19 protein-coding genes are annotated in these 21287 nt (G+C 65.1%); 5 read left to right on the forward strand and 14 right to left on the reverse strand.

The features are described from left to right. Window positions 1-37: 37 nt before the first annotated feature. Genes B0G57_RS19020 through pilM form a run of 4 tightly spaced genes read right to left on the reverse strand, consistent with a single transcriptional unit; the run spans window position 38 to window position 4345 of the window. Window positions 38-1708, reverse strand: coding sequence for a type IV pilus secretin PilQ (locus B0G57_RS19020; protein WP_102607197.1), 1671 nt, complete (start codon window positions 1706-1708; stop codon window positions 38-40). Next, window positions 1705-2658: a hypothetical protein gene (locus B0G57_RS19025; protein ID WP_018440442.1), complete on the reverse strand. Its 954-nt coding sequence runs from the start codon at window positions 2656-2658 to the stop codon at window positions 1705-1707. Before B0G57_RS19025 ends, B0G57_RS19020 begins: the two co-directional genes overlap by 4 nt. Continuing rightward, window positions 2655-3305 carry a hypothetical protein gene (locus B0G57_RS19030; RefSeq protein ID WP_018440443.1) on the reverse strand — a complete coding sequence of 217 codons (651 nt, stop codon included), beginning with the start codon at window positions 3303-3305 and terminating at the stop codon, window positions 2655-2657. The genes B0G57_RS19025 and B0G57_RS19030 overlap by 4 nt, the downstream gene beginning before the upstream one ends. Continuing rightward, on the reverse strand, window positions 3302-4345 hold the full coding sequence (pilM, locus tag B0G57_RS19035; protein ID WP_018440444.1) for a pilus assembly protein PilM: 1044 nt from the start codon (window positions 4343-4345) through the stop codon (window positions 3302-3304). The genes B0G57_RS19030 and pilM overlap by 4 nt, the downstream gene beginning before the upstream one ends. A gap of 247 nt (window positions 4346-4592) precedes the next feature. On the opposite strand from pilM, the gene B0G57_RS19040 reads away from it, so the two are divergent. Beyond that, window positions 4593-7043 (forward strand): penicillin-binding protein 1A, encoded by a 2451-nt coding sequence (locus B0G57_RS19040; RefSeq protein ID WP_083925593.1) that lies wholly within the window; start codon window positions 4593-4595, stop codon window positions 7041-7043. Between the two features lie 12 nt (window positions 7044-7055). On the opposite strand, the gene cyaY is transcribed toward B0G57_RS19040, so the two are convergent. After that, window positions 7056-7373, reverse strand: a complete 318-nt coding sequence (gene cyaY / locus B0G57_RS19045; RefSeq protein WP_018440446.1) for an iron donor protein CyaY — start codon at window positions 7371-7373, stop codon at window positions 7056-7058. A gap of 41 nt (window positions 7374-7414) precedes the next feature. Between cyaY and lptM the strand changes: the two genes are divergently transcribed. Next, window positions 7415-7684 (forward strand): LPS translocon maturation chaperone LptM, encoded by a 270-nt coding sequence (gene lptM, locus B0G57_RS19050; protein ID WP_018440447.1) that lies wholly within the window; start codon window positions 7415-7417, stop codon window positions 7682-7684. A gap of 27 nt (window positions 7685-7711) precedes the next feature. Beyond that, complete coding sequence (gene lysA / locus B0G57_RS19055; protein WP_018440448.1) at window positions 7712-8974, forward strand: diaminopimelate decarboxylase; 1263 nt, start codon at window positions 7712-7714, stop codon at window positions 8972-8974. Here lysA and msrQ read toward each other — a convergent pair. The 5 genes from msrQ to B0G57_RS19080 form a co-directional block, all read right to left on the reverse strand. Further along, window positions 8960-9694, reverse strand: coding sequence for a protein-methionine-sulfoxide reductase heme-binding subunit MsrQ (gene msrQ / locus B0G57_RS19060; RefSeq protein ID WP_018440449.1), 735 nt, complete (start codon window positions 9692-9694; stop codon window positions 8960-8962). The genes lysA and msrQ overlap by 15 nt on opposite strands. 60 nt (window positions 9695-9754) lie before the next feature. Further along, window positions 9755-10765, reverse strand: a complete 1011-nt coding sequence (gene msrP / locus B0G57_RS19065) for a protein-methionine-sulfoxide reductase catalytic subunit MsrP (protein WP_018440450.1) — start codon at window positions 10763-10765, stop codon at window positions 9755-9757. A 192-nt stretch (window positions 10766-10957) separates the two neighbouring features. Next, window positions 10958-12151 (reverse strand): c-type cytochrome biogenesis protein CcsB, encoded by a 1194-nt coding sequence (ccsB, locus tag B0G57_RS19070; protein WP_026229626.1) that lies wholly within the window; start codon window positions 12149-12151, stop codon window positions 10958-10960. Window positions 12152-12184: 33 nt separating this feature from the next. Then, window positions 12185-14350, reverse strand: coding sequence for a cytochrome c biogenesis protein ResB (locus B0G57_RS19075; protein WP_018440452.1), 2166 nt, complete (start codon window positions 14348-14350; stop codon window positions 12185-12187). Window positions 14351-14441: 91 nt separating this feature from the next. Continuing rightward, entirely contained in the window at window positions 14442-15092 is a 651-nt protein-coding gene (locus B0G57_RS19080; RefSeq protein WP_026229627.1) for a c-type cytochrome, read from the reverse strand. 234 nt (window positions 15093-15326) lie between these two features. Here B0G57_RS19080 and yihA point away from each other — a divergent pair, with 234 nt between their 5' ends. Both yihA and hemB read left to right on the forward strand, forming a co-directional pair. Beyond that, window positions 15327-15974 carry a ribosome biogenesis GTP-binding protein YihA/YsxC gene (gene yihA / locus B0G57_RS19085; RefSeq protein ID WP_018440454.1) on the forward strand — a complete coding sequence of 216 codons (648 nt, stop codon included), beginning with the start codon at window positions 15327-15329 and terminating at the stop codon, window positions 15972-15974. Window positions 15975-16203: 229 nt separating this feature from the next. Then, window positions 16204-17202 (forward strand): porphobilinogen synthase, encoded by a 999-nt coding sequence (gene hemB, locus B0G57_RS19090; RefSeq protein ID WP_018440455.1) that lies wholly within the window; start codon window positions 16204-16206, stop codon window positions 17200-17202. A gap of 44 nt (window positions 17203-17246) precedes the next feature. Here hemB and dsbD read toward each other — a convergent pair whose 3' ends face one another. The 4 genes from dsbD to B0G57_RS19110 all read right to left on the reverse strand — a co-directional run bounded on the left by dsbD (window position 17247) and on the right by B0G57_RS19110 (window position 21233). Beyond that, window positions 17247-19148, reverse strand: a complete 1902-nt coding sequence (gene dsbD, locus B0G57_RS19095) for a protein-disulfide reductase DsbD (protein ID WP_018440456.1) — start codon at window positions 19146-19148, stop codon at window positions 17247-17249. Between the two features lie 31 nt (window positions 19149-19179). Then, window positions 19180-19491, reverse strand: a complete 312-nt coding sequence (cutA, locus tag B0G57_RS19100) for a divalent-cation tolerance protein CutA (RefSeq protein ID WP_035468587.1) — start codon at window positions 19489-19491, stop codon at window positions 19180-19182. Window positions 19492-19707: 216 nt separating this feature from the next. Continuing rightward, complete coding sequence (gene rplQ / locus B0G57_RS19105; RefSeq protein ID WP_018440458.1) at window positions 19708-20103, reverse strand: 50S ribosomal protein L17; 396 nt, start codon at window positions 20101-20103, stop codon at window positions 19708-19710. Between the two features lie 152 nt (window positions 20104-20255). After that, window positions 20256-21233, reverse strand: a complete 978-nt coding sequence (locus B0G57_RS19110) for a DNA-directed RNA polymerase subunit alpha (protein WP_018440459.1) — start codon at window positions 21231-21233, stop codon at window positions 20256-20258. Between the last annotated feature and the right edge of the window lie 54 nt (window positions 21234-21287).

A 21287-nucleotide genomic window follows, 5' to 3' on the forward strand; every position in this document is an offset into this window, starting at 1 on the left:
GCCACTGTCGCCAACGTTTCCGCATGGCCGGCCGGGCTCAATCGAGTTCGACGACGCGCGGAGTGATGAAAACGGCAAGCTCTTTCGCTTGCTCACGCTGCGCCCGATGGCGGAAAAGCGCACCCAAAATGGGTATTTTGCCCAACACTGGCACGCCCGTCACATCGTCGCGGTCCTCGGTCTCGTAAATCCCTCCAATCGACACCGTGCCGCCGTCCTCCACCTCGACGCGCGTTTGCACGCGTTTCGTGTCGATGGCGGGTCCGGCGGCCGTCTCTTGTCCCACGCTGTCCTTCGCGATTTCGAGGTCCAGAATCACTCGCCCGTTCGGCGTGATCCGCGGCTCCACGTCGAGTTTGAGCGTCGCCCGGCGAAATTGCACGCCGACGCCGTTGCGCACCCGGGCCTGATAAGGGATCTCGGTACCTTGCTCGACCATGGCCTTGGCCCTGTCGGCTGTCACGACGCGCGGGCTCGACACGATCTGGCCCCGCCCCTGCGCTTCGAGCGCCGAAAGCTCGGTCGTGATGAGGCGCGTGGCCCGTGCGGCGAAAAGCGCGAGGCCGACCGTGGCCGCATCGAAACCGCCGAGCGCGCGGGCCGAAAGGTCATGGACGACGCCGTCTTTGCCGCCGGCGAGGCCGAGCGCCTGCGCTCCCGCGCCGCCGCCATCCGCTTTCGCACTGGTCGAGTATAGCGACAGCCGGGCGCCCAGATCGCGCGAAAACCCGCGCACGCCCTCGACGATGCGCGCTTCGATGAGCACCTGACGCGTCGGCTTGTCGAGCTCGGCGATCAGGTCGGCCACCTGGGCGAGACGAGCATCGAGGTCCGTCACGAACAACAGGTTCGTGCGTGCGTCGGCCATCGCGCCCCCGCGCTTGGAGAGGACACGTTGCGCGCCAGGTGCCGTCAGCAGACGCTGAACATCCTCGGCGCGCGGATAGCGCAGCGCGAATGTTCTGCTCGAGAGCGGCTCGAGATCGGCCGCCCGCGCGTGCGACTCGAAGCGCTGACGCTGACGCGCCGCGAGCTCCGCGAGCGGCGCGACCCAGATCACGTTTCCGCGTCGCGCCATCGCGAGCCCATTCACATCGAGCAGCGTGTCGAATGCGGTACGCCACGGCACGTTATCGAGGTGAAGCGACACCGAGCCGCGCACTTTCTCGCTGGCCACGATGTTGAGGCCCGTGAAGCGCGCAAACGCTTCGAGGACGTCCGCGAGCTCCGCCTGACGGAAATGGAGGGTGATCGGTTTGTCGTCGTCCGTCTTCCCGTCCCGCGCGCCGATCCGACCTTCATGCGACTCGCTGATGCGCTCGGCCGGGGCGAGCGGCACGGGCGGCCCCTCGAGCGCCTGCCGCGGACCGGGCAACGCCTGGCCTGGCAGGCCATCCGGTGTCGCGGCGGTACGCCCAAGGCCGGCGGACGGAACTTCGCGAGCGGGAACGGAAGCGCGCGTTTCGGCAATATCGGCGTCCGGTCGCTCGCCGATGTCGGCAGCACCGGCAACATGGCTATTGCGGTCACTGACGCGATCCAGGTCATCGTCGTCGCTATCTTCGCCGTCGTCGTAAGCGTCCTGGTAGGACACGGCGTCCGTCATCGCCGGTGGCAGCGGCGGCAGCGGCGGCAATGCCGCATGCGCGAAAGCGACGGCCATGGACGAAGCGGCGGACAGACAGACCAAAATTCGCCGGTTCCTCATGAGATCGTTTCCTTCTCGAGCTTCATCACGCGCCGTTGTTCTCCGCTTGCGAGCGTCACGCCGCGCGCGTCGATACTGACGACCTGCTCCGTACCTATCGTCTGGCCAGGCCAGTAGATGGCCACGCCATCGTCGGTCGCGAGCAAGGCGAGCCCATGCGCCCGCGCTTGCTCGTGTATGAAGCCGACCAGACGGATCTCGGTCGCGCGCGTTCCCGCATGCACGCCCGGCGCGGCGGCAAACGGATCGACGAACAAGTCCAGACCGCCGTCGGCTTTCACGGCCTCGGCAATCGTCGCGTCATCGGCGAGCGAGTCGCCAGGCAGTGCGTCGTACACCTGCAGTGTCGCGTCGATCGCGAGTCCGTCTTCTGCGGGCTCGAGCTGCAGAGCAACCGGCACGGCCAGCGCCGGCAGTTCCGACAACGCCCGCACGAACGCAAGAAGTGCGGCAAACTCGCCCTTTGCCGCGACCCGCACGGCCCTCGAAGCCCGAATGCGGTCTGAGCCGACGGCGCCCGGTTCGAGGGCGCTCACCATCATGCCGCTTCGCTCCGCGAGAGAAGAAATGGCCTGCCACATGGCTGTCGGCGAGCGAGACGCCGCATCGCGAGAAGCATCGCTGTGACTTGCCGCCTTTTTCATCGCCGGCAACCGCTCGAGGGCGGCGCGCGCCTCTTCGACACGTCGCTCAAGATCCGCCAACTCGGCTCTGCTGCCCGCCGTCGCACCGACACCGGCCGCGCGCCAACCGTGCGCGCCGAGTGTGAACGCGGTGGCGGCAAGCGCGACATGCGCGAGGAGCCGATGCGTCCCGCTCCAACGTTCGGGAGGGGACGCAAAGCTTGCGAGCCATCGAGGGAATTGCTGTCCGTGGGCCGCCGGTCGCTGCGCCGCGCGTGCCATCCCGCGCAAGAATCCGCCACCGTCTTTCTTCGCAACCGCTATCATCGGCGCCCCCGGCTCGAGTCTCTAGTGCTGGACGGAGCGTCGGCAGGCCCCTCGCCCTCCCACTGCAGCCGTGCCGCGATGTCCACGGCGGAAGCGCTGCCGGCGCCGGCGGCCGATCTCCAATGCGTTATTTCAGCCACACGAACGCCATCCGCCCGCCCCAATCGCTCGATCCATGCGGTGGCGGCGGAAGCGTCGACGGCAGTCGCGTCCAGGGCGAGCCCCTTGCCGGTCAGCGTCAAACGACGCAGTACCACGCCGGGATTCGGCGGGCGGCTCAGCATCTCGGCGATACCGAGAAGCCGGGCGCGCGGCTTCGCCAGTTCCCCGCCAATTGCCTTGCGCTCGCGGGCCTCCGCGCCCGCGCGCTCGAGTTGCCGGTAGTCGGCAAGCGGCGCCGCGAAGTCGGCGAGCAGCGCTTGCAGCTCGGCGCGCCGCCGCATCGAACCCGATGCCCCGAATGCATCGTCCCACCCGGTCCATGCGAGCGCGGCGAGAGCGCCGCACAGCACAGCCGCGGCCGACTCCGCGATGAGCCGGCGACGCCGGCCGCGCGTCAGGTGTTGCCGGTAGGGCAGCAAATTGAAGCCGCCGATACGGATGCCGACAGGCTGCCCGCCCCGGCCGGGCAACAACCTTGCGATCATTCGTACACCCCGCGCAGGGCGAGTCCGAACGCGACGGCGAACGTCGGCGCCTGCGCCCAGCGATAGGCGTCGCCCAACCGATGGTGCGCGTTTGCATCGAGAAACGACGCACACTCGAATGGGAACACCGTACAACCGAGCAGATCGCCCACGTCGGCGAGCGTCATCCCGCATTCAGCGAGCAGCTCCAAGTCGCCTCCGGTCATCGCGCATCCGAGCTCTTCGCCGTCGGTCAGCGCGCGCAGCGCGGCCGGTAAATCGGGGTGCTGGGGCGCCGGATACCGCACATGGGCTTCGACTGCATCATCGGCGATACGCCAACCGTAGACGCCGTCGCTGCCCACCCACACCGCGGCGTAGCGTTCGCTTTCCCGCAGCTCGTAATGGGCCGCGTAGCAAAGCGCACGCAATGCGGCGGGCGGCTCGCCGTCGATCGCGCTCAAGGCGATCCCCGCGGCCGCGGCGGCTTCGACACGTGCTTCGAGGTGCCGCCGAGCCGCCGCGGCAATCGTCACTCGTGCCGCGCCATCGCCCTGCGACGAGGCACCGCCCGGGCCGCAGCCGCGATTGCTTTCGTCGACGAACCAGTCCACCGCCAGCGCCTGGCGCTCGAGGCCGGCAACCCGCTCGGCGTGGGCGTACACGGCGGGTTCCAGTTCCGCAAGGGTGTCCATGGACACCGCGCCCGACGCATCGGGCGGCGTGAGGTTCATCGGAATGGAGTCGATCAGCGTGGCGCTGCCGAGCAGCGCCATCGAACACGACAGCAGGCCGGTGGCGCGGCGCCGTGGCCACTCGGCAAAAAGCGCCGCGATCGCTCGCGAAACAGCGGCGCTATCCACGATTTCGACACCGGACATGGCGGCGCGGTCGAGCGGGACCGCGCCCAGCCATTCCACACGGACCGACGCCTCGCGTCGCGTGCGGCGGCTCAGCACGACGAGTCTGACCTCGGACGCGCTGACGTCGATGCCCGCGGCGAAGCGGCGGCTGAATGGCTGGGGAAGGGGCGAGCACAACAGTTCATTTGCAACCAGCATGATTTCTCCTTGCTAGACCCGGCCGGCTTGGCCGTGGCGTCGTTCGCGTTGGAGAAATTTTGCAGAGCGCGCAGCCGGCGCGACATTCGACCAAATGGCCAACGCGCGCGCCGATGCGAGGGGCACGACGATCGAGCGCCCGGCACGTCGGCCGCCGGCACGTCGCGCTTGTCCGCTCGGCCAAGCGGTGTCGAAACGGTCACCGTTCGCCCGCTATAATCGCGGCCTTCCTTACATCACCTTTCATATGCAGCCGCCCGCGTCGCCGCCGCCCACCGCACCGTCAGCGCCCGCCCCTCGCGGGCGCCGTCTGCTGACGAAGCTTCTCGCCGGACTCACAGGCCTCGCGGCCGCGGGCGCGCTGGCGGTCGGGCTCGTGGTCGCCTATGCGTTGATCGTGGCGAGTCCGCGACTGCCCTCCATCGATGCGCTGACGGATTACCGGCCGAAGATCCCGCTGCGGATTTATACGGCCGATCACGTGCTGATCGGGGAGTTCGGCGACGAGCGGCGCGACGTCGTCCATATCGCGGACGTGCCGCCCTACCTGAAGCAGGCCATTCTCGCGATCGAAGACGCGCGCTTTTACGATCACGGGGGCGTCGATCCCGCCGGCGTCGTGCGCGCCGGCATGGCGGCGCTGACGAACGGCCACGCGACGCAGGGCGCGAGCACGATCACGATGCAAGTCGCGCGCAATTTCTTTCTCTCGAGCGAAAAGACCTACACGCGCAAGGTCTATGAAATGATGCTCGCCTACAAGATCGAGAGCGAGCTCACGAAGGATCAGATTCTCGAGGTCTACATGAATCAGATCTACCTAGGCCAACGCGCCTACGGGTTCGCGTCCGCCGCGCGCATCTACTTCGGCAAGAGTCTCAAGGACATCACGTTGGCCGAGGCGGCGATGCTGGCCGGGTTGCCGAAGGCGCCATCGGCCTACAACCCCGTCGTCAATCCCGAGCGCGCGAAGCTGCGCCAGCGGTACATCCTGCAGCGGATGCTCGAGCTCGGCTACATCGCGCAGGCCAAGTACGAAGCGGCGGCGAAAGAACCGCTCGCGCTGGTCAAAGGGCCGGCGCAGCAATTCAGCGTGCATGCCGAGTATGTCGCTGAGATCGTGCGCCAGGCCATGTATCAGCAATATCGCGACGAAGCCTACACGCGCGGCCTCATCGTCACGACGACGATCGATTCGGCCGACCAGGCGAGCGCCTATCGTGCGCTGCGCCGAGGTCTCCTCGCGTACGACGCGCGCCGCGGGTATCGCGGCCCGGAGGCTTTCATCGACTTGCCCGCTGAAGCCAGCGCGCGCGCCGACGCCATTGCCGATGCCCTGTCCGCGCGGCCCGACACGGGTGAGATCGCGGCGGCCGTCGTGACGGTCGCGGACCCTCGGCGAGTCGAGGCCGTGCTGGCCGACGGCAGCACCGCGACGATCGAAGGGGACGGCCTGCGTTTTTCGGCGGCGGCGCTCAGCGCGCGTGCGCAGGCGGCTTCACGCATTCGCCCGGGCGCCATCGTGCGCGTCGCAAAGCGGGACGACGGCGGCTGGGCAATCGTCCAGCTGCCGCAAGTCGAGGGGGCGTTCATCTCGATCGCGCCGCAAGACGGTGCGATCCGCTCGCTCATCGGCGGCTTCGATTTCAACAAGAACAAATTCAATCACGTGACGCAGGCGTGGCGCCAACCCGGATCGAGCTTCAAGCCCTTCATCTATTCGGCCTCGCTCGACAAGGGCCTCGGCCCCGCGACCGTCATCAACGATGCGCCGCTCTTTTTCAGCGCGGCGCAAACGGGCGGCGCGCCGTGGGAGCCGAAGAACTATGGCGGCGGCTTCGACGGACCCATGACGATGCGAACCGCGCTGCAAAAATCGCGCAACCTCGTCTCCATCCGCATCCTCGCCCATATCGGCACGCACTACGCGCAGCAATATGTCACGCGCTTCGGCTTCGACGCGGAGCGCCATCCGGCCTACTTGCCGATGGCGCTCGGCGCGGGCCTCGTGACGCCGTTGCAGATGGCCTCGGCATACTCCGTCTTCGCCAACGGCGGCTATCGCGTGAATCCCTATCTGATCGGCGAAGTGACCGATCAGCACGGCACCGTGCTCGCGCGCGCGGTGCCGATCGTGGCGGAGAAGGATGCGCCGCGCGCCATCGATGCGCGCAACGCCTACGTGATGAATAGTCTGCTGCAAAGCGTGGCGCAGCACGGCACGGGCGCGAAGTCGAACGAGCTCGGGCGCAAGGACCTCGCGGGCAAGACAGGCACGACGAACGACTCACGCGATGCCTGGTTCGCAGGGTATCAGCACACGCTCGCGGCGATTGCATGGGTTGGCTACGACAGCCCGCGCAGCCTCGGCGATCGCGAGACGGGCGGCGGCGTGGCCTTGCCGATATGGATGGACTACATGCGCGATGCCTTGAAGGGCCTGCCCGAGTACACGATGCCGATGCCGGCCGAGATCGTATCGGCGGGCGGCGAACTCTATTTCGACGCCTTTTCGCCCGGGCATGGCTTCGTCGCGTCAGTGGGCGTGCCCGCGGCAGCCGAAACGGCAGCCGGCGAGAAACACGAAGCCGAACCGCCAGGAGCCGCATCGGGCACGGCAGGTATCGAACCCGTCGCCGCGGGCCTGCCGGCCACCGATAACGGCGGCGGTGCCGCTAGTCCAACGGAAAGTCGCTGAACGCGGCGCGCTTCAAGGCTCGAACGTCACCGGCTCACCGGCTTGCTGGGAAGCATAATCCGATAGCGCCGCAAAGAACTCTGTCCCGTTGCGCGTGTCCCGCCATTCGCCGTCGGTGAATTTGAAGTGAAAGCCGCCCGCCTTCGCGGCGATCCAGATCTCCTGCATCGGCGGCTGCAAATTGACGATGATCTTCGTGCCGTTCGCGAACTCAAGCGTCACGACGCTGCCGTTGCGCTCCGCCTCGATGTCGGCATCACAGTAGTCGAGCGAGCGCTCGACGGCTGTCAGCACGGCTTCGGCACGCGTCAGGTAGTCACTGTCGGTCATGCTAAACTCCGGGGTTTGAATACTTCACGGACCCAGCAGTCATGCGAGTCGTCTGCAGGATGAGCGCGATTGTAGCGGCTTTGACCATCGCCATCGCGGGCGGTGTCACGCTCGCCGGCTGCGGACAACGCGGACCGCTTTATCTGCCGACGGTCCCGCCGCTGCCGCCCAAGCCTGGCGCCGCAACCGAGGCACCTCAAGGCGCCACGTTCGATGCGCAGGCTGCGAGTCCTGCCGCCGGGAACGCGCCGTCGCCCGCAAGCGCTGCTTCGGACACGCGCGGCCGCTCGAACCCTTCGCAGAATCAGTAACTGCTCACGCGACACGGTCGTCACCGCATGGCTCATTCCGCCTTTACCTACATCGACGGTGTCTTGCACGCCGAACAGGTCAGCGCCGTTTCTCTTGCCGAGGAGTTCGGCACGCCGCTCTACGTCTATTCGCGCGCGGCGTTGACCGACGCGTACGAAGCCTACGCGCGCGCCTGCGCCGGCCGTCGAGCATCGGTGCACGTGGCCGTGAAGGCGAACGGCAATCTGGCGGTGCTGAATGTCTTTGCACGACTCGGCGCGGGCTTCGACATCGTCTCGGGCGGCGAGCTCGCGCGCGTGCTTGCGGCAGGCGGCAAGGCAGAGAACGTCGTCTTCTCGGGCGTCGGCAAGAGCGCCGATGAAATGCGCCAGGCGCTCGAGGCCGGCGTGAAATGCTTCAACGTCGAATCGATCGCGGAGCTCGATCGGCTCGATGCCGTGGCGGGCGCGCTCGGCAAGAAGGCGCCCGTGTCGCTGCGCGTGAATCCGGACGTCGATCCGAAAACCCACCCGTATATCTCGACGGGTTTAAAAGCGAACAAGTTCGGCGTCGCGTTCGACGATGCGCGCGATGCCTACCGGCGCGCGGCCGCGATGCCGCATCTCGAAGTAGTCGGCATCGATTGTCATATCGGCTCGCAAATCACCGAGATTGCGCCCTATCTCGATGCCGTCGATCGCCTGCTCGCGCTGGTCGAGCAAATTGAAGCCGACGGCACGAGGATCCATCACGTCGACGTCGGCGGCGGTCTCGGCATCACCTACGACGATGAAACGCCGCCCGACACCGGTTTGTTCGTGCGCACGCTGCTCGACCATATCGACGCGCGCGGCCACGGCCACCGCTCGGTTTTCTTCGAGCCGGGCCGCTCGGTGACGGGCAATGCGGGCATTCTGCTGACGCGCGTCGAGTTCCTGAAGCCGGGGGAAGAAAAGAACTTCGCGATCGTCGACGCGGCGATGAACGATCTCGCCCGCCCCGCGATGTATCAGGCGTTCCATGCGATCGATGCCGTCGTGCCGCGCAACGAGGCACCGAGCGTTTACGACGTGGTCGGCCCCGTTTGCGAAAGCGGCGACTGGCTCGGCCGCGAGCGCGCGCTCGCCGTGCGGCCCGGCGATTTGCTCGCCATCCGCTCGGCCGGCGCCTATGGCTTCGTCATGAGCTCCAACTACAACACTCGGCCGCGCGCCGCGGAAGTCATCGTTGATGGAGACAAGGCTTACGTCGCGCGGCCGCGCGAAACGGTCGAGTCGCTGTTCGCGACCGAAACGTTATTGCCGGACTGACGCTGATCGGCCACGCAAGAGCCGCGGCCTCATCCACGCGATGAGCCGCCATCCGAGCAGCAGGATCATGATCGAGCCGTAGATTTTCGGCTCGATCAAATCGTGTTTGCCGGCCTTCATCCACCAGAAGTGCAAAATCGCCAGCGCGCCGATCAGATAGATGGCGCGGTGCAGCGTCTGCCAGCGCCGCCCGAGCTTGCGCGCGGCGGCACGCGGCGAGGTCGCGGCCAACACGACGAGCAACAAGAACGCAGCGAAGCCGACGGTAATGAACGGCCGCTTGCCGATGTCCTTGACGATCGAGGCGATGTTGAACCACTGGTCGAACCAGACGTAGGTGACGAAGTGCAGCGTTCCGTAGAAGAACGCATAGAGACCGAGCATGCGCCTGAATCGTAATAGCGCGTTGATGCCGGTCAGCTTGCGCAGCGGTGTCACGGCAAGCGTGATGCAGAGAAAGACGAGCGTCCAGGTGCCCGTCGACCATGTGATGAAACGGATCGGATCCGCGGTGAGCCGGTCGGTCAATCCATACACGAGAAGACGCACGAGCGGAAACCAGGCCGCCACGAAGACGGCGATCTTGGCCGGCACGACCCAGCCTTCCCCTTTGCGAGCGGGAGTGGCCGCGCGTGCTGAGCGGCCCGTTTTGGCGGCGGCGCTGACCGCCCCCAGGTGGCCCTCGTCGCCTTGCGCCGCGGCCGCTCTCGATCGGGTCATAGTGGAGGTGTCGGTCGTCATGGTTGCGTTTCGCCGCGAGTCATCAGGCATGGCCCGGAGTCAGTAGTCCTTGCGCAGGTCCATGCCCTGATACATCGAGGCGACGAGATTGCCATAGCCATTGAACATCAATGTCTTGCGCTTCGGCGTGAAGAAGCCGTCCTCGCCGATGCGCCGCTCCGTCGCCTGACTCCACCGCGGGTGGTCGACGTTCGGATTGACATTCGAATAAAAGCCGTACTCGTTCGGCGCATAGGTGTTCCACGACGTCGGCGGCTGCTTCTCCACGAAGCGAATCTTTACGATCGACTTGGCACTCTTGAAGCCGTACTTCCAAGGCACGACGATGCGAATCGGCGCGCCGTCCTGATTCGGCAGCACTTGTCCGTAGAGGCCCACCGTCAGCAGCGTCAACGGATTCATGGCTTCGTCCATGCGCAGCCCTTCCGAGTATGGCCAATTCAGAATGGGATCCGCCAGGCCCGGCATCTGCGACGGATCGGCGAGCGTGATGAACTGCACGAACTTCGCGTTGCCTGTCGGCTGCACGCGCTTGATGAGCTCGGCAAGCGGGTAACCGATCCACGGAACGACGATCGACCAGCCCTCGACACATCGAAGCCGATAGACGCGCTCCTCGAGCGGGGCGAGCTTCAGCAGTTCGTCGATGTCGTAGACCTTCGCGTTCTTGACCTCGCCTTCGACGCTCACGCGCCACGGACGCGGGCGCAGCGTCCCGGCGTTTTGCGATGGATCGCCCTTATCGGTGCCGAACTCGTAGAAGTTGTTGTAGGTGGTGATGTCTTTGTACGACGTCACTTTATCGGGCACGACGAACTTCGTGTTCGTCGTCGCGGCGAGCTTTTGCGCCTTCGGATCGGGGGGCGCAAATTCGGCGCGAGCGGCCGGGCTCGCGAGGCCGAGCGCCCCACCCGCCGCGGCGAGGCCCGCCACGCCGGCCGCCTGCAGCAACCGCCGACGATGCTCGAAGACAGCGCGCGGCGCGATCTCGCTCGGGCGGAGGTCTTCGCCCGTCAGTTGCCGGCTCTGCTCTCGTTTGATCAACACCATGATGGTTCCTCATAGAAGACGTCGGGCTGCCTGCGCTGGGGCCGGATGATCGACCGATCACGCCCGTCGTTTTCATATACCGATCGTTTCGGCATTTGGATGCATGCCAATTCACCGACGAATGAAAAACCGCCGGGAGCCGAAAGGCTCATCCGGCGGTTTCGCGATGAAACCGGTATTCCGTCAGACGGCTTACAGCTTCCCGTAACTATGGAGGCCGGACAGGAACATATTTACACCGAGGAACGCGAATGTCGTCACCAGCAGTCCCGTAAGCGCCCACCACGCCGCGACGGCCCCGCGCAAACCCTTCATGAGCCGCATGTGCAACCACGCGGCGTAGTTGAGCCAGACGATGAGCGCCCACGTTTCCTTCGGGTCCCAACTCCAGTAGCCGCCCCAAGCCTCGGCGGCCCAGAGCGCGCCGAGAATCGTCGCAATGGTGAAGAACGCGAAGCCGACGGCGATGGACTTGTACATGACGTCGTCGAGCACCTCGAGCGCCGGCAACCGGTCGGCGAGCACGCCGCGCTCCTTCACGAGATACGCGACGCCGACCATCGCCGACAGCGCGAAGCTGCCGTAGCCGATGAAGTTCGCCGGCACATGAATCTTCATCCACCAGCTTTGCAGCGCCGGCACGAGCGGCTGGATCTGCTGCGCGTCGCGTGCGATCGAGTACCACATCAGGAAGCCGACGGCCGCGCTGATCACGAGCATGACGAAGGCGCCAAGCGCGCGCGTGGCGTAATGCTGTTCGTAATACAGATAGAAGAGCGACGTGATCAGGCAGAAAAGAACGAAGACTTCGTAGAGGTTCGAAATCGGGATATGACCCACGTCGGCGCCGATCAAATACGACTCGTACCAACGCACCATCATGCCGGTGAAGCCCATGAGCACGGCGAACCAGGTCAGCCTGGTGCCGATTGCGCCGCCAGACGGCGAGCGCGAGAGCATGCCGATCCAGTAAAAGAGCGTGGCTAGCACGAAGAGCGCGCTCATCCAGAGAATCGCGGACTGGCTCGACAGGAAGTACTTGAGCAGGAAGGCGCTGTCGGCCCGTGTCAGGTCGCCGTTATAGAGGTTGATCGACAGCAACGAGAGCACGGCGATGGCGGCCATCAGCGGCCGCGCGGATTTCCAGCGCCAGCCAAGGGCGACGAGCGCCGGCGTCGCGCCCATCAGCACTAGCTCGTCGTAGTAGTTCATGAACGCGTGATAGCGCGACAGCGCGAAGCCCGCGCCGCCGACGAGCGCCACCGCGAAAAGCCAATCGATGAGGCTCAGGCGCCGCAGGAACGAACGATCGTCGAAGACGTGGCTCGCGGCGGCGGAAGGTTCGTCCGCCATGGGGTCGGAGCGGGAGACGTTTGTCAGATCCATGCTGTTACCGGGTGAGATTCGTGGCCCGCGCGTTCAAGCGGGCGAGCTTGCATCACGAGGCGCCGCGCCGAGCGTGGCGCCCACCGTATCGCGCGTGCGCGCGAATTCCTTCTCGAAATCGAGTGTCTTGCGCGCCGACGACATCGCCATCACGACGCTAGTGCCCGCGCCCGAATCCTTGAGCCAGAACCAGACGCGCCGCTCGCGCACATAAAACATCGAAAAGATGCCGGCCACGAGCAGCAGGCTGCCAAGATATACCACTTTCTTGCCCGGCGCGCGTGTGAGTTGAAACACCGATGCCTGCACTTGCTTGAACGAATCGAGCTGAAGATAAACGGGAGATCCGTACAGAAAGCTGTCCGAGAGCGCGTTGATCGAGCTTTGCACGAAACGGCTCGCCGCCGCGTCCGCCTGCGCATCGGGTTCGCCCGCCTGCTCGCGCGCGAGTTGCCAGAGGTCCCATGTGGCCCCTTCCAGCATGCGCAGCAACAACGATGCCGCCTTTTCCTGCTCGGCCTTCGGCACCGAGTGATCGATGAACGTCGCGATCGCCTGAAAGCCCGCGTTGGCTTGAGCCGCGCCGGAGCCGGCCGGCATCTGCTCGTCCGATCCGGCGAAAAGCGTCAGGACGCGCAGCGCGCTCTCTTCGAGATGCTGGCGCAGCTCCGCATTGTTCCCGGGCACGGAGCGCTCGGCGAAGCGGTGCGCGGCTTGCGCTCGCAGCGAGGGGTTGTCGAGCGCCGCGCGCAGCATCATCCATTCTTTGACCGTGCCGCTACTGTCGGCCGGGATGCGCAGATAGCGGAACGGATCGTCGGGCGCAAGCCGCACCCCGGCAAGAAACACGCGCTCGCCGCCGATCTCGACGGGCAGCATGTAGTTGTTGAATTCGCGCGCCTGCCCATCCGTGCCGCGCACCTTGTACTGCACCGACGGGCCGATGTTGCGCAGCTCGACGGGCTTGTCCGTCTTCGCGCCCGAGCCGAGTCGATCGTCGAAGAACTTCGCGAGCGTCTGGTGCGACGTTACGCCGCGGGCGTCGGTCTTGCCGCTCGCATCGGTGATGTTCTCGACGTTGATGGCCCGGAAGTCCGCGAACTCGACCGTCTGCCCGGAAACGCCGGGCATCGACGCTGACAGCGGCGTCGACGAGCCGATGGTGCCGTCGATCGACATCGTCTTCGCACTCGCGCTCGTCATCGGCCATGCCGTCATCGACAGTTGCGAGCCGCCGTCCTGGAAGCTCGATTGATAAATCGAGACGCCGTCGTACTCGAACGGCTTGTTGACTTCGACGCGGGCCGGAATGCGCTTGCCGGTCTTGTGGTCGACCACGACGATGTCGCTTGCGAAGAGCTTCGGCATGCCGGTCGAGTAGTAGTCGACGATGAACTTCTCGAGTTCGATCGACAACGGCAGGTCCTGGATCAGCGAGCCGCTCGGTTGATTGAGGATCGCCGTCGACACGTGCTGCCCCTCGGGCACCCAGGCATAGCCGCGGAACGTGGGATTCGACGACGAGAGCCGATGCTCGGGCGAGATATCGGCGATCGGGGCATTGCTTGCGACAGGCGTCTTGCCGAAGAGCCACATCTGGAATCGGATGGGCAGATTGCTGTCGAGCAGCCCGCCGAGGCAGATCACGACGATCGCGAGATGCGCGAAGATGTAGCCGATTTTCGCAAGGGCGCCGCGCTTCGCGGAGACGAGCGTCGCACCCTCGCTCTCGCGAACGATGTAGCGATAGCCGAGCTTGCCGAGCAGCGACGCAAGCCGTGTCGCGGTTTCGGCACGCGTGCCGCGCGCCTCGTACTCAGCCTTGTGGTGAAACGCGCGCAGGCTGCCTTCGCGCACTTTGTCCTTCCAGCTGCGCGCATCCGCGATCATCTTCGGCGCGTTGCGGATCACGCAGAGCGAGATCGACACGATCAAAAAGCCGAGGATCAGCATGAACCACCAGGCGCTATAGACCGTGTAGAGGCTGAGCCCGCGGAAGATGTCGGCCCAGAACGGACCGAACTGATTGACGTAGTTCGGGTAGGGATCGTCCTGCGTCAGCACCGTCCCGATGATGCTCGCGATCGCGAGCACGACGAGCAGCGCGATCGCAAACCGCATGGAGCTCAACAACTCGACGGCGCTTTTCAGCGCGCGCCGGTCCGACTTCAACTCATAACCCGAGGTGGTGACGCTCATTACCACTCCAAAACTGCCAGCAAAAAAGGGTAGGGCCGCCGGCCGATCGCGCGGCGCCCCACCCTTTTTGTTCTTGTCGCGCTTCGAGCCTTCAGTGCAGGCCGGCCATGTAATCGGCGACCGCCTTCACTTCCTGGTCCGACAACCGCTGCGCGATGTCGTGCATCGGCGCGCTATTGTTGCGCGTGCCTTGCTGGAAAGCCGTCAACTGCGCAGCGAGATAGTCGCCCCATTGACCCGACACGCGCGGATACTCGATCGGTATCCCCTGGCCCGTCGGCCCGTGACAGGCCGCACAAGCCGGCACGCCCTTGTCCGCGATACCGCCGCGGTAAATCTTCTGCCCAAGAGGGACCGTCGCCGCATCGCGCGCCACGCCAGGCTTCGGCGTTTGCGACGCAAAGTATGCCGCAACGTTGACCATGTCCTGATCGGAAAGCGACGCGGCAATGCCGGCCATGACCGGGTTCTGGCGCGCGGCGACCTTCTCTCCCGCCTTGGTCTTGAAGTCCTTCAACTGCTTGATCAGATACTCCTGGTGCTGACCGGCAAGCTTCGGAAACGCTGCTGTGGCGCTGTTCCCATCGGCACCGTGGCAGGCTGCGCAAACGCCCGTCGCGATGGCTTGCCCCCGATTCATGTCCGGCTTCGGCGCCTCGGCCGCACTGACGTCTCCTGCCCAAACCAACCAACTTGCCGCCACCAGTTCAAGGACCACCAAGGACTTGCAGAGTCGATTCATTCGCACACCGTCTTGTCTCGTCTTTTGGAATGGAATGCCGACGCATGCTCAGGGTTCACGCATGCTTCCGGCGGGTGCAAACCGTCGTATTGTACAATATCGCGCTATCGCCCGAGACGCCAGTCGGCGACACCCCGGCCGCGCCCCACCGCTCGCCGCAAGACCTGTCAGGGTCGTGCCCGCCCGCGGTTTCAACTCTTCCAAGCCGCTCTCGAGCGCGTTTCACATTTCGTTATGGCCTTCTTGCTGCACCAATCGCGCTTTTTCACGACCGTCAACCATCTGCGCGACCTGCCTGCCACCGTCGCGCCCGAGATCGCGTTCGCCGGCCGCTCGAACGCCGGCAAGTCGACGGCGATCAACGTGCTCTGCAACCAGAAGCGCCTCGCTTTCGCCAGCAAGACGCCGGGACGCACGCAGCATATCAACTATTTCAGCGTCGGGCCCGTGGCCGAGCCGACCGCCTATCTCGTCGACCTGCCCGGCTACGGTTACGCCGAAGTGCCCGGCGCGGCGAAGGCGCATTGGGAAGCGCTGCTCTCGAGCTATCTGCAAAGTCGCGCGCAACTGCGCGGCATGGTGCTCATGATGGACTCGCGCCGGCCACTGACGGAACTCGACCGGCGCATGATCGAATGGTTCGCGCCGACAGGCAAGCCGATTCATACGCTGCTGACCAAATGCGACAAATTGACGCGGCAGGAAAGCATCAACGCATTGCGCGCGACACAAAAAGGGCTCGTCGAATATCGCAATGCGGGATATGCGGGCGAGTTGACCGTTCAGCTTTTTTCCGCGCTGAAGCGCACCGGTCTCGACGAGGCGCACGAGTTGATCGAAGGCTGGCTGTCGACCGACGGTGTGTCGTCCGAAGCCAATTGAACCGCACGGACGTTCATAAAAAAACCCGCCGGACCTCGGCGGGTTAAACAGCCTAATCGAAAAAACGACAGGCACCCGCTCAGGGAGGAGAAGCGGGGAGCTCGGCGCCAAGCGCGTCACTCGATCGCTATCATATACCATTGTTAGCGCTTCAGCGCTCGCTCCGGCCCTGCCCCAAGCCGTGATCGGCGCCACCTGTCAACGAATTGCTCGACTTTTTCCGACGCTCATGAGTTTCCATCCGCACTACCGTCCGCGCCGTATGCGCCGCGACGAATTTTCCCGTCGTCTAATGCGTGAGAACGTGCTGACGACGAACGATCTCATCTACCCGGTATTCATTTCCGAAGGCTCGAACGCGCGCCAGTCGGTGCCATCGATGCCGGGCGTCGAGCGCGTATCGGTCGATCTGCTGCTCGGCGTGGCCGAGCAGTGCCTCGAGCTCGGCGTTCCCGTCCTGTCGCTGTTTCCGGCGATCGAGCCGTCACTGAAAACGCCCGACGGCCGCGAGGCCACGAACCCCGAAGGGCTCATTCCGCGCGCCGTGCGCGAGCTCAAAGCACGCTTTCCGGAGCTCGGCGTGCTGACCGACGTCGCACTCGATCCGTACACGAGCCACGGCCAGGATGGCGTGCTCGACGAAGCGGGCTACGTCATCAACGACGACACGATCGAGATTCTCGTCGCGCAGGCGCGCGCGCAGGCGGAAGCCGGCGTCGATATCGTCGCGCCGTCGGACATGATGGACGGCCGTATTGGCGCGCTGCGCCGCATGCTCGAAGACGAAGGCCATATCCATACCAAGATCATGGCGTATGCCGCGAAGTACGCATCGGCGTTCTACGGACCGTTTCGCGATGCCGTCGGCTCGGCGTCGAACCTCGGCAAGAGCAACAAGATGACGTACCAGATGGACCCGGCGAACTCGGACGAGGCCCTGCGCGAGGTCGGCCTCGATATCGACGAAGGCGCCGACATGGTGATGGTCAAGCCCGGCATGCCTTATCTCGATGTCGTGCGGCGCGTGAAGGACGAGTATCGCTTTCCGACCTTCGTCTACCAGGTGAGCGGCGAGTACGCCATGCTGAAGGCCGCCGCGCAAAACGGCTGGCTCGATCACGACAAGGTGATGATGGAGTCGCTGCTCGCGTTCAAGCGCGCGGGTGCCGACGGCATATTGACCTACTTCGCGCTCGACGCTGCGAGGCTGCTGCGCGCACAAAAATAAGCGCGCACGCCGCGCCGCGCCGCGAGAAGCAACCGGCGCTCAGCTCACGATTGCGGCACCGCGCTCGACGGGGGTGGCGCGGCGGTCAAGCGATCGAGACTACGCAGAAACGCATCGGCCGATTCATATCCGACGACGCGCGTTATCTCCTTCCCGTTGCGGTCGAAGAAGACGATCCCCGGCGGCCCGAACAGCGCAAAGCGCTTGAGTAGCGCCTGGTCGTCGGCGTTGTTGGCCGTCACGTCGGCACGCATCAATTGCAGTTGCGCGAGTCGCGCGTGCACGCGCGGGTCGCCGAACGTGATGCGCTCCATTTCCTTGCAGCTCACGCACCAATCGGCGTAGAAGTCGAGCATCGCGGGCCGCCCGGCCGCCTTCAAAGCGTCGTCGAGCACGGCGGTCGAGCGCACGGGTTCGAACGTCAGCGTATCCGTTGCATTGATAGCATGCCCCGCGGTCAACGAAGTCGCGGCCCCGGTGCCGGTTGACTGATCCGGCGCGCCGATGCGCCCCGCCAAGACCGCAAGCGGGCGCAGTGGGTCGGCGGAGCCGGCGGCAAGACCGACGAGCAAGGCCGCCGCCCAGATCGCGAGTGCCGCCCCGACGCCACGACCGAGCCGACGCCAGACCGAGACGGCCGCCGTTCCATGCGGGGTAAAGAGCCCGAGCATGGCGGCCGCGAGCAACAGCCAGAGCGCACCGAGCAGCATCTGCGCCGTCGATGCGAGCACGGGCCAGACGATCCATAGCGCGGCGGCAAGCAGCATCACGCCGAAGAAGAGCTTGATGCCTTCCATCCATGCGCCGGCCTTCGGCAATATCGTGCCGGCGCCGAGGCCGACGATCAGAAGCGGCACGCCAAGGCCGAGCCCCATCGAAAAGAGCGCCGCGCCGCCCAACACGGCGTCGCCGGTATGCGCGATGAATGCCAGCACGGCGAAGAGCGGTGCGGTCATGCAGGCGCCGACGACCAGCGCCGAGAGCGCACCCATTCCCGCGACGGCAGCCAACTTGCCCCCCGAGCGGCGGTTCGATGCGTCCGTGACCTTGTCGTGCCAGCGCTGCGGCAAGACGATGTCGACGCCCGCGATCAATGTCAGCGCGAACGCGCTCAAGAGCAGCGCAAATGCCCCGAGCACCCATGGGTTCTGCAGCCAGGCCCCGAGACTTTGCCCAACGAGCGCGGCGGCGATGCCGAGAACCGTATAGACGAGCGCCATGCCGACGACATAGGCGAACGAGAGCGCGAATCCGCGCGCGTGCGTCACCTTGCGCCCTTCGCCGACGATGATTGCCGACACGATCGGGATCATCGGATACGAGCACGGCAGCAAACTGAGGACGATGCCGGCGATAAAGTAGAGACCGACCGTCGCGAAGAAGCTGCCGCCTTGAAGCAGCGATTGCGCGTAGTCCGCGCTCGTCGCGCGGTCGAGCCATGACTGAGGCTCCGCCGCCCCGACATCGCGGATCCCGGTGTTCGCGGCCGTCGCGTTGCCGCCGGTCGAGGTGGTAGCCTGCTGTAGCGCCGCGCCCTCGACTCGATAGACATGCGTGGCGGGCGGGTAGCAGATGCCGGCATCGGCGCACCCTTGCGACGTGACGGCGAGCTCGAAGGGTCCGCTGGCGGCTTGCACGGGCACACGGATATCGACTTCCTGCCGATAGGTCTCGACGTTTTTTTGAAACGTCGGATCGAACTTCACATGTCCCGCGGGCAGCTGAGCCGTGCCCAGCGTTGCCGTGCCGCCCTTTACGGCGAACGCGAAACGCTCGCGATAGAGGTAGTAGCCGTCCGCGATCTTGAACTTGACATCGACCTCGCCGGGCTGCTCGCTCGCGCTGAAGCGAAACGCGGCCGAAGGATCGAGAAAATCGTCGGCACGCGCGGCACTCGTCAATCCTGCCGCCAGGCAGGCCGCGAAGAGCCAAAGCACGAAGCGCATGACGCAGGTGTCGCGGCGCGGTGGAGCCGGTCTATACATGAGTCGGACGATGAGTTTCAGTGGCCACCCATTGTCCATAGGCGGCGGACGCGGTCGCGGGCCACGAGATGATCTCGGGCGTCTCATAGGGGTGATGCGCAGCGATGAACCGCTCGAGCTCGAGCGCGCGCACCGCGCTCGTCTTGAAGAGCAACTGCACTTCCTCGGCCGATTCGACCTGGCCTTTCCAGCGATAGCGCGAACGGACACGGCCGAGCTCCGTGACGCACGCTGCCAGCCGCTCGTCGAGCACGCCATCGGCAAGCTGTTGCGCCGACGCGGCATCCGGCAGCGTCGTCAGCATCAGAACGATTTCGAGCGGCACGGCTCCCTCCAACGGCAAGCGATCAAGCTCGCATTATCGTATCACCGGCCGAGATTTCACTTGATCGACCGGGACTGGCCGGATGGTCGAAAGCGAGCGCCGGCGCACTCATCGGCGCGCCGAGCGAAGCCCTTCGATGAAAAAAGGGCCAAGCTCGAATGATGCTTGACCCTTTTTATCGACCGCGGATGGTGCTTATTCCGCTTCTTGTACGCCTTCCGCTTCCACCGGTTCCGGACGGTCGAGCAGTTCGACGAGCGCCATCGGCGCGTTGTCGCCCACGCGGAAGCCGAACTTCAGAATGCGCAGGTAGCCGCCCGGACGATTCGCGAAGCGCGGACCGAGCACGTCGAAGAGCTTCGTCACCGAATCGCGATCGCGCAGGCGGTTGAACGCGAGGCGGCGATTGGCGAGCGAGGGCTTCTTGCCGAGCGTGATGAGCGGCTCGACGACTTTACGGAGTTCCTTCGCCTTCGGCAGCGTCGTCTTGATGACTTCATGCTCGATCAGCGAGTTGGACATGTTACGGAGCATTGCCAGGCGGTGGCTGCTCGTGCGGTTCAGTTTCCGCAAACCATGACGGTGACGCATTTCAGTTTCCTTGATTCAAAGTTTTGATCCAGCTCTTCTATCGCCCCCGCTTCGAACGACTGACGGGGACACGGGCCGGTAGAGAAAAACGGCAAGGCGCGGATTGTAATGCCAAATCCGCGACCTCGCCAGTTGCCGGGCCGCCCGGCGAGTTACTTGTCGAGACCGGCCGGCGGCCAATTCTCGAGTTTCATGCCGAGCGTCAAGCCGCGCGAAGCGAGTACTTCCTTGATCTCGTTGAGCGACTTGCGGCCGAGGTTCGGCGTCTTCAGCAGCTCGTTCTCCGTGCGCTGGATCAGATCGCCGATGTAATAAATGTTCTCGGCCTTGAGGCAGTTCGCCGAACGGACGGTGAGCTCGAGGTCGTCGACGGGGCGCAGCAGGATCGGATCGATCTGCGGCGCGCGCGAAGGCGCTTCCGCGGCGGCTTCCGTGCCTTCCAGCGCCGCAAACACGGCGAGCTGGTCAACGAGGATGCGCGCCGATTGGCGAATCGCTTCCTCGGGCGAGATGACGCCGTTCGTCTCGATGTTCATCACGAGCTTGTCCAGATCGGTGCGCTGCTCGACGCGCGCGCTTTCGACGGCATAGCTGACGCGGCGAACCGGCGAAAACGATGCATCGAGGACGATGCGGCCGATGATCTTCGCCGTTTCGTCGCCGTAACGGCGCACGTTGCCGGGCACATAGCCACGGCCCTTCTCGATCTTGATCTGCACGTCGAGCTTGCCGCCCTTCGACAGATGCGCGACGATGTGGTCGGGGTTGATCACCTCGACGTCATGCGGCAGTTCGATGTCGCGCGCGGTCACCAGACCTTCGCCTTCCTTGCGCAGCGTGACCGTCACTTCGTCGCGATTGTGCAGCTTGAATACGACACCCTTGAGGTTCAGCAGCAGGTTGACGACGTCCTCCTGCACTCCGTCGAGCGTCGAGTACTCGTGCACGACGCCTGCGATCGTCACTTCGGTCGGCGCGTAGCCGATCATCGACGACAGCAGGACGCGCCGAAGCGCGTTGCCCAAAGTGTGGCCGTAGCCGCGTTCGAACGGCTCCATCACCACTTTCGCGTGGTTGTCGCCAAGCGATTCCACGGCGATGATCTTGGGCTTCAACAAACTGGTTTGCATATGTAGGTTTTCCTTTTCAATACCCTCGGCTCGTTACACCGATAAGGCTGACCG

The organism is Trinickia symbiotica, from assembly GCF_002934455.1.
GTDB classification, from domain to species: Bacteria; Pseudomonadota; Gammaproteobacteria; order Burkholderiales; family Burkholderiaceae; genus Trinickia; species Trinickia symbiotica.

What these genes read in the sequence shown, in the direction of transcription:
- B0G57_RS19020 (WP_102607197.1), bottom strand. Translation starts at nt 1,708, where the DNA reads ATGAGGAACCGGCGAATTTTGGTCTGTCTGTCCGCCGCTTCGTCCATG.
- B0G57_RS19025 (WP_018440442.1), bottom strand. Translation starts at nt 2,658, where the DNA reads ATGATAGCGGTTGCGAAGAAAGACGGTGGCGGATTCTTGCGCGGGATG.
- B0G57_RS19030 (WP_018440443.1), bottom strand. Translation starts at nt 3,305, where the DNA reads ATGATCGCAAGGTTGTTGCCCGGCCGGGGCGGGCAGCCTGTCGGCATC.
- pilM (WP_018440444.1), bottom strand. Translation starts at nt 4,345, where the DNA reads ATGCTGGTTGCAAATGAACTGTTGTGCTCGCCCCTTCCCCAGCCATTC.
- B0G57_RS19040 (WP_083925593.1), top strand. Translation starts at nt 4,593, where the DNA reads ATGCAGCCGCCCGCGTCGCCGCCGCCCACCGCACCGTCAGCGCCCGCC.
- cyaY (WP_018440446.1), bottom strand. Translation starts at nt 7,373, where the DNA reads ATGACCGACAGTGACTACCTGACGCGTGCCGAAGCCGTGCTGACAGCC.
- lptM (WP_018440447.1), top strand. Translation starts at nt 7,415, where the DNA reads ATGCGAGTCGTCTGCAGGATGAGCGCGATTGTAGCGGCTTTGACCATC.
- lysA (WP_018440448.1), top strand. Translation starts at nt 7,712, where the DNA reads ATGGCTCATTCCGCCTTTACCTACATCGACGGTGTCTTGCACGCCGAA.
- msrQ (WP_018440449.1), bottom strand. Translation starts at nt 9,694, where the DNA reads ATGACCCGATCGAGAGCGGCCGCGGCGCAAGGCGACGAGGGCCACCTG.
- msrP (WP_018440450.1), bottom strand. Translation starts at nt 10,765, where the DNA reads ATGGTGTTGATCAAACGAGAGCAGAGCCGGCAACTGACGGGCGAAGAC.
- ccsB (WP_026229626.1), bottom strand. Translation starts at nt 12,151, where the DNA reads ATGGATCTGACAAACGTCTCCCGCTCCGACCCCATGGCGGACGAACCT.
- B0G57_RS19075 (WP_018440452.1), bottom strand. Translation starts at nt 14,350, where the DNA reads ATGAGCGTCACCACCTCGGGTTATGAGTTGAAGTCGGACCGGCGCGCG.
- B0G57_RS19080 (WP_026229627.1), bottom strand. Translation starts at nt 15,092, where the DNA reads ATGAATCGACTCTGCAAGTCCTTGGTGGTCCTTGAACTGGTGGCGGCA.
- yihA (WP_018440454.1), top strand. Translation starts at nt 15,327, where the DNA reads ATGGCCTTCTTGCTGCACCAATCGCGCTTTTTCACGACCGTCAACCAT.
- hemB (WP_018440455.1), top strand. Translation starts at nt 16,204, where the DNA reads ATGAGTTTCCATCCGCACTACCGTCCGCGCCGTATGCGCCGCGACGAA.
- dsbD (WP_018440456.1), bottom strand. Translation starts at nt 19,148, where the DNA reads ATGCGCTTCGTGCTTTGGCTCTTCGCGGCCTGCCTGGCGGCAGGATTG.
- cutA (WP_035468587.1), bottom strand. Translation starts at nt 19,491, where the DNA reads ATGCTGACGACGCTGCCGGATGCCGCGTCGGCGCAACAGCTTGCCGAT.
- rplQ (WP_018440458.1), bottom strand. Translation starts at nt 20,103, where the DNA reads ATGCGTCACCGTCATGGTTTGCGGAAACTGAACCGCACGAGCAGCCAC.
- B0G57_RS19110 (WP_018440459.1), bottom strand. Translation starts at nt 21,233, where the DNA reads ATGCAAACCAGTTTGTTGAAGCCCAAGATCATCGCCGTGGAATCGCTT.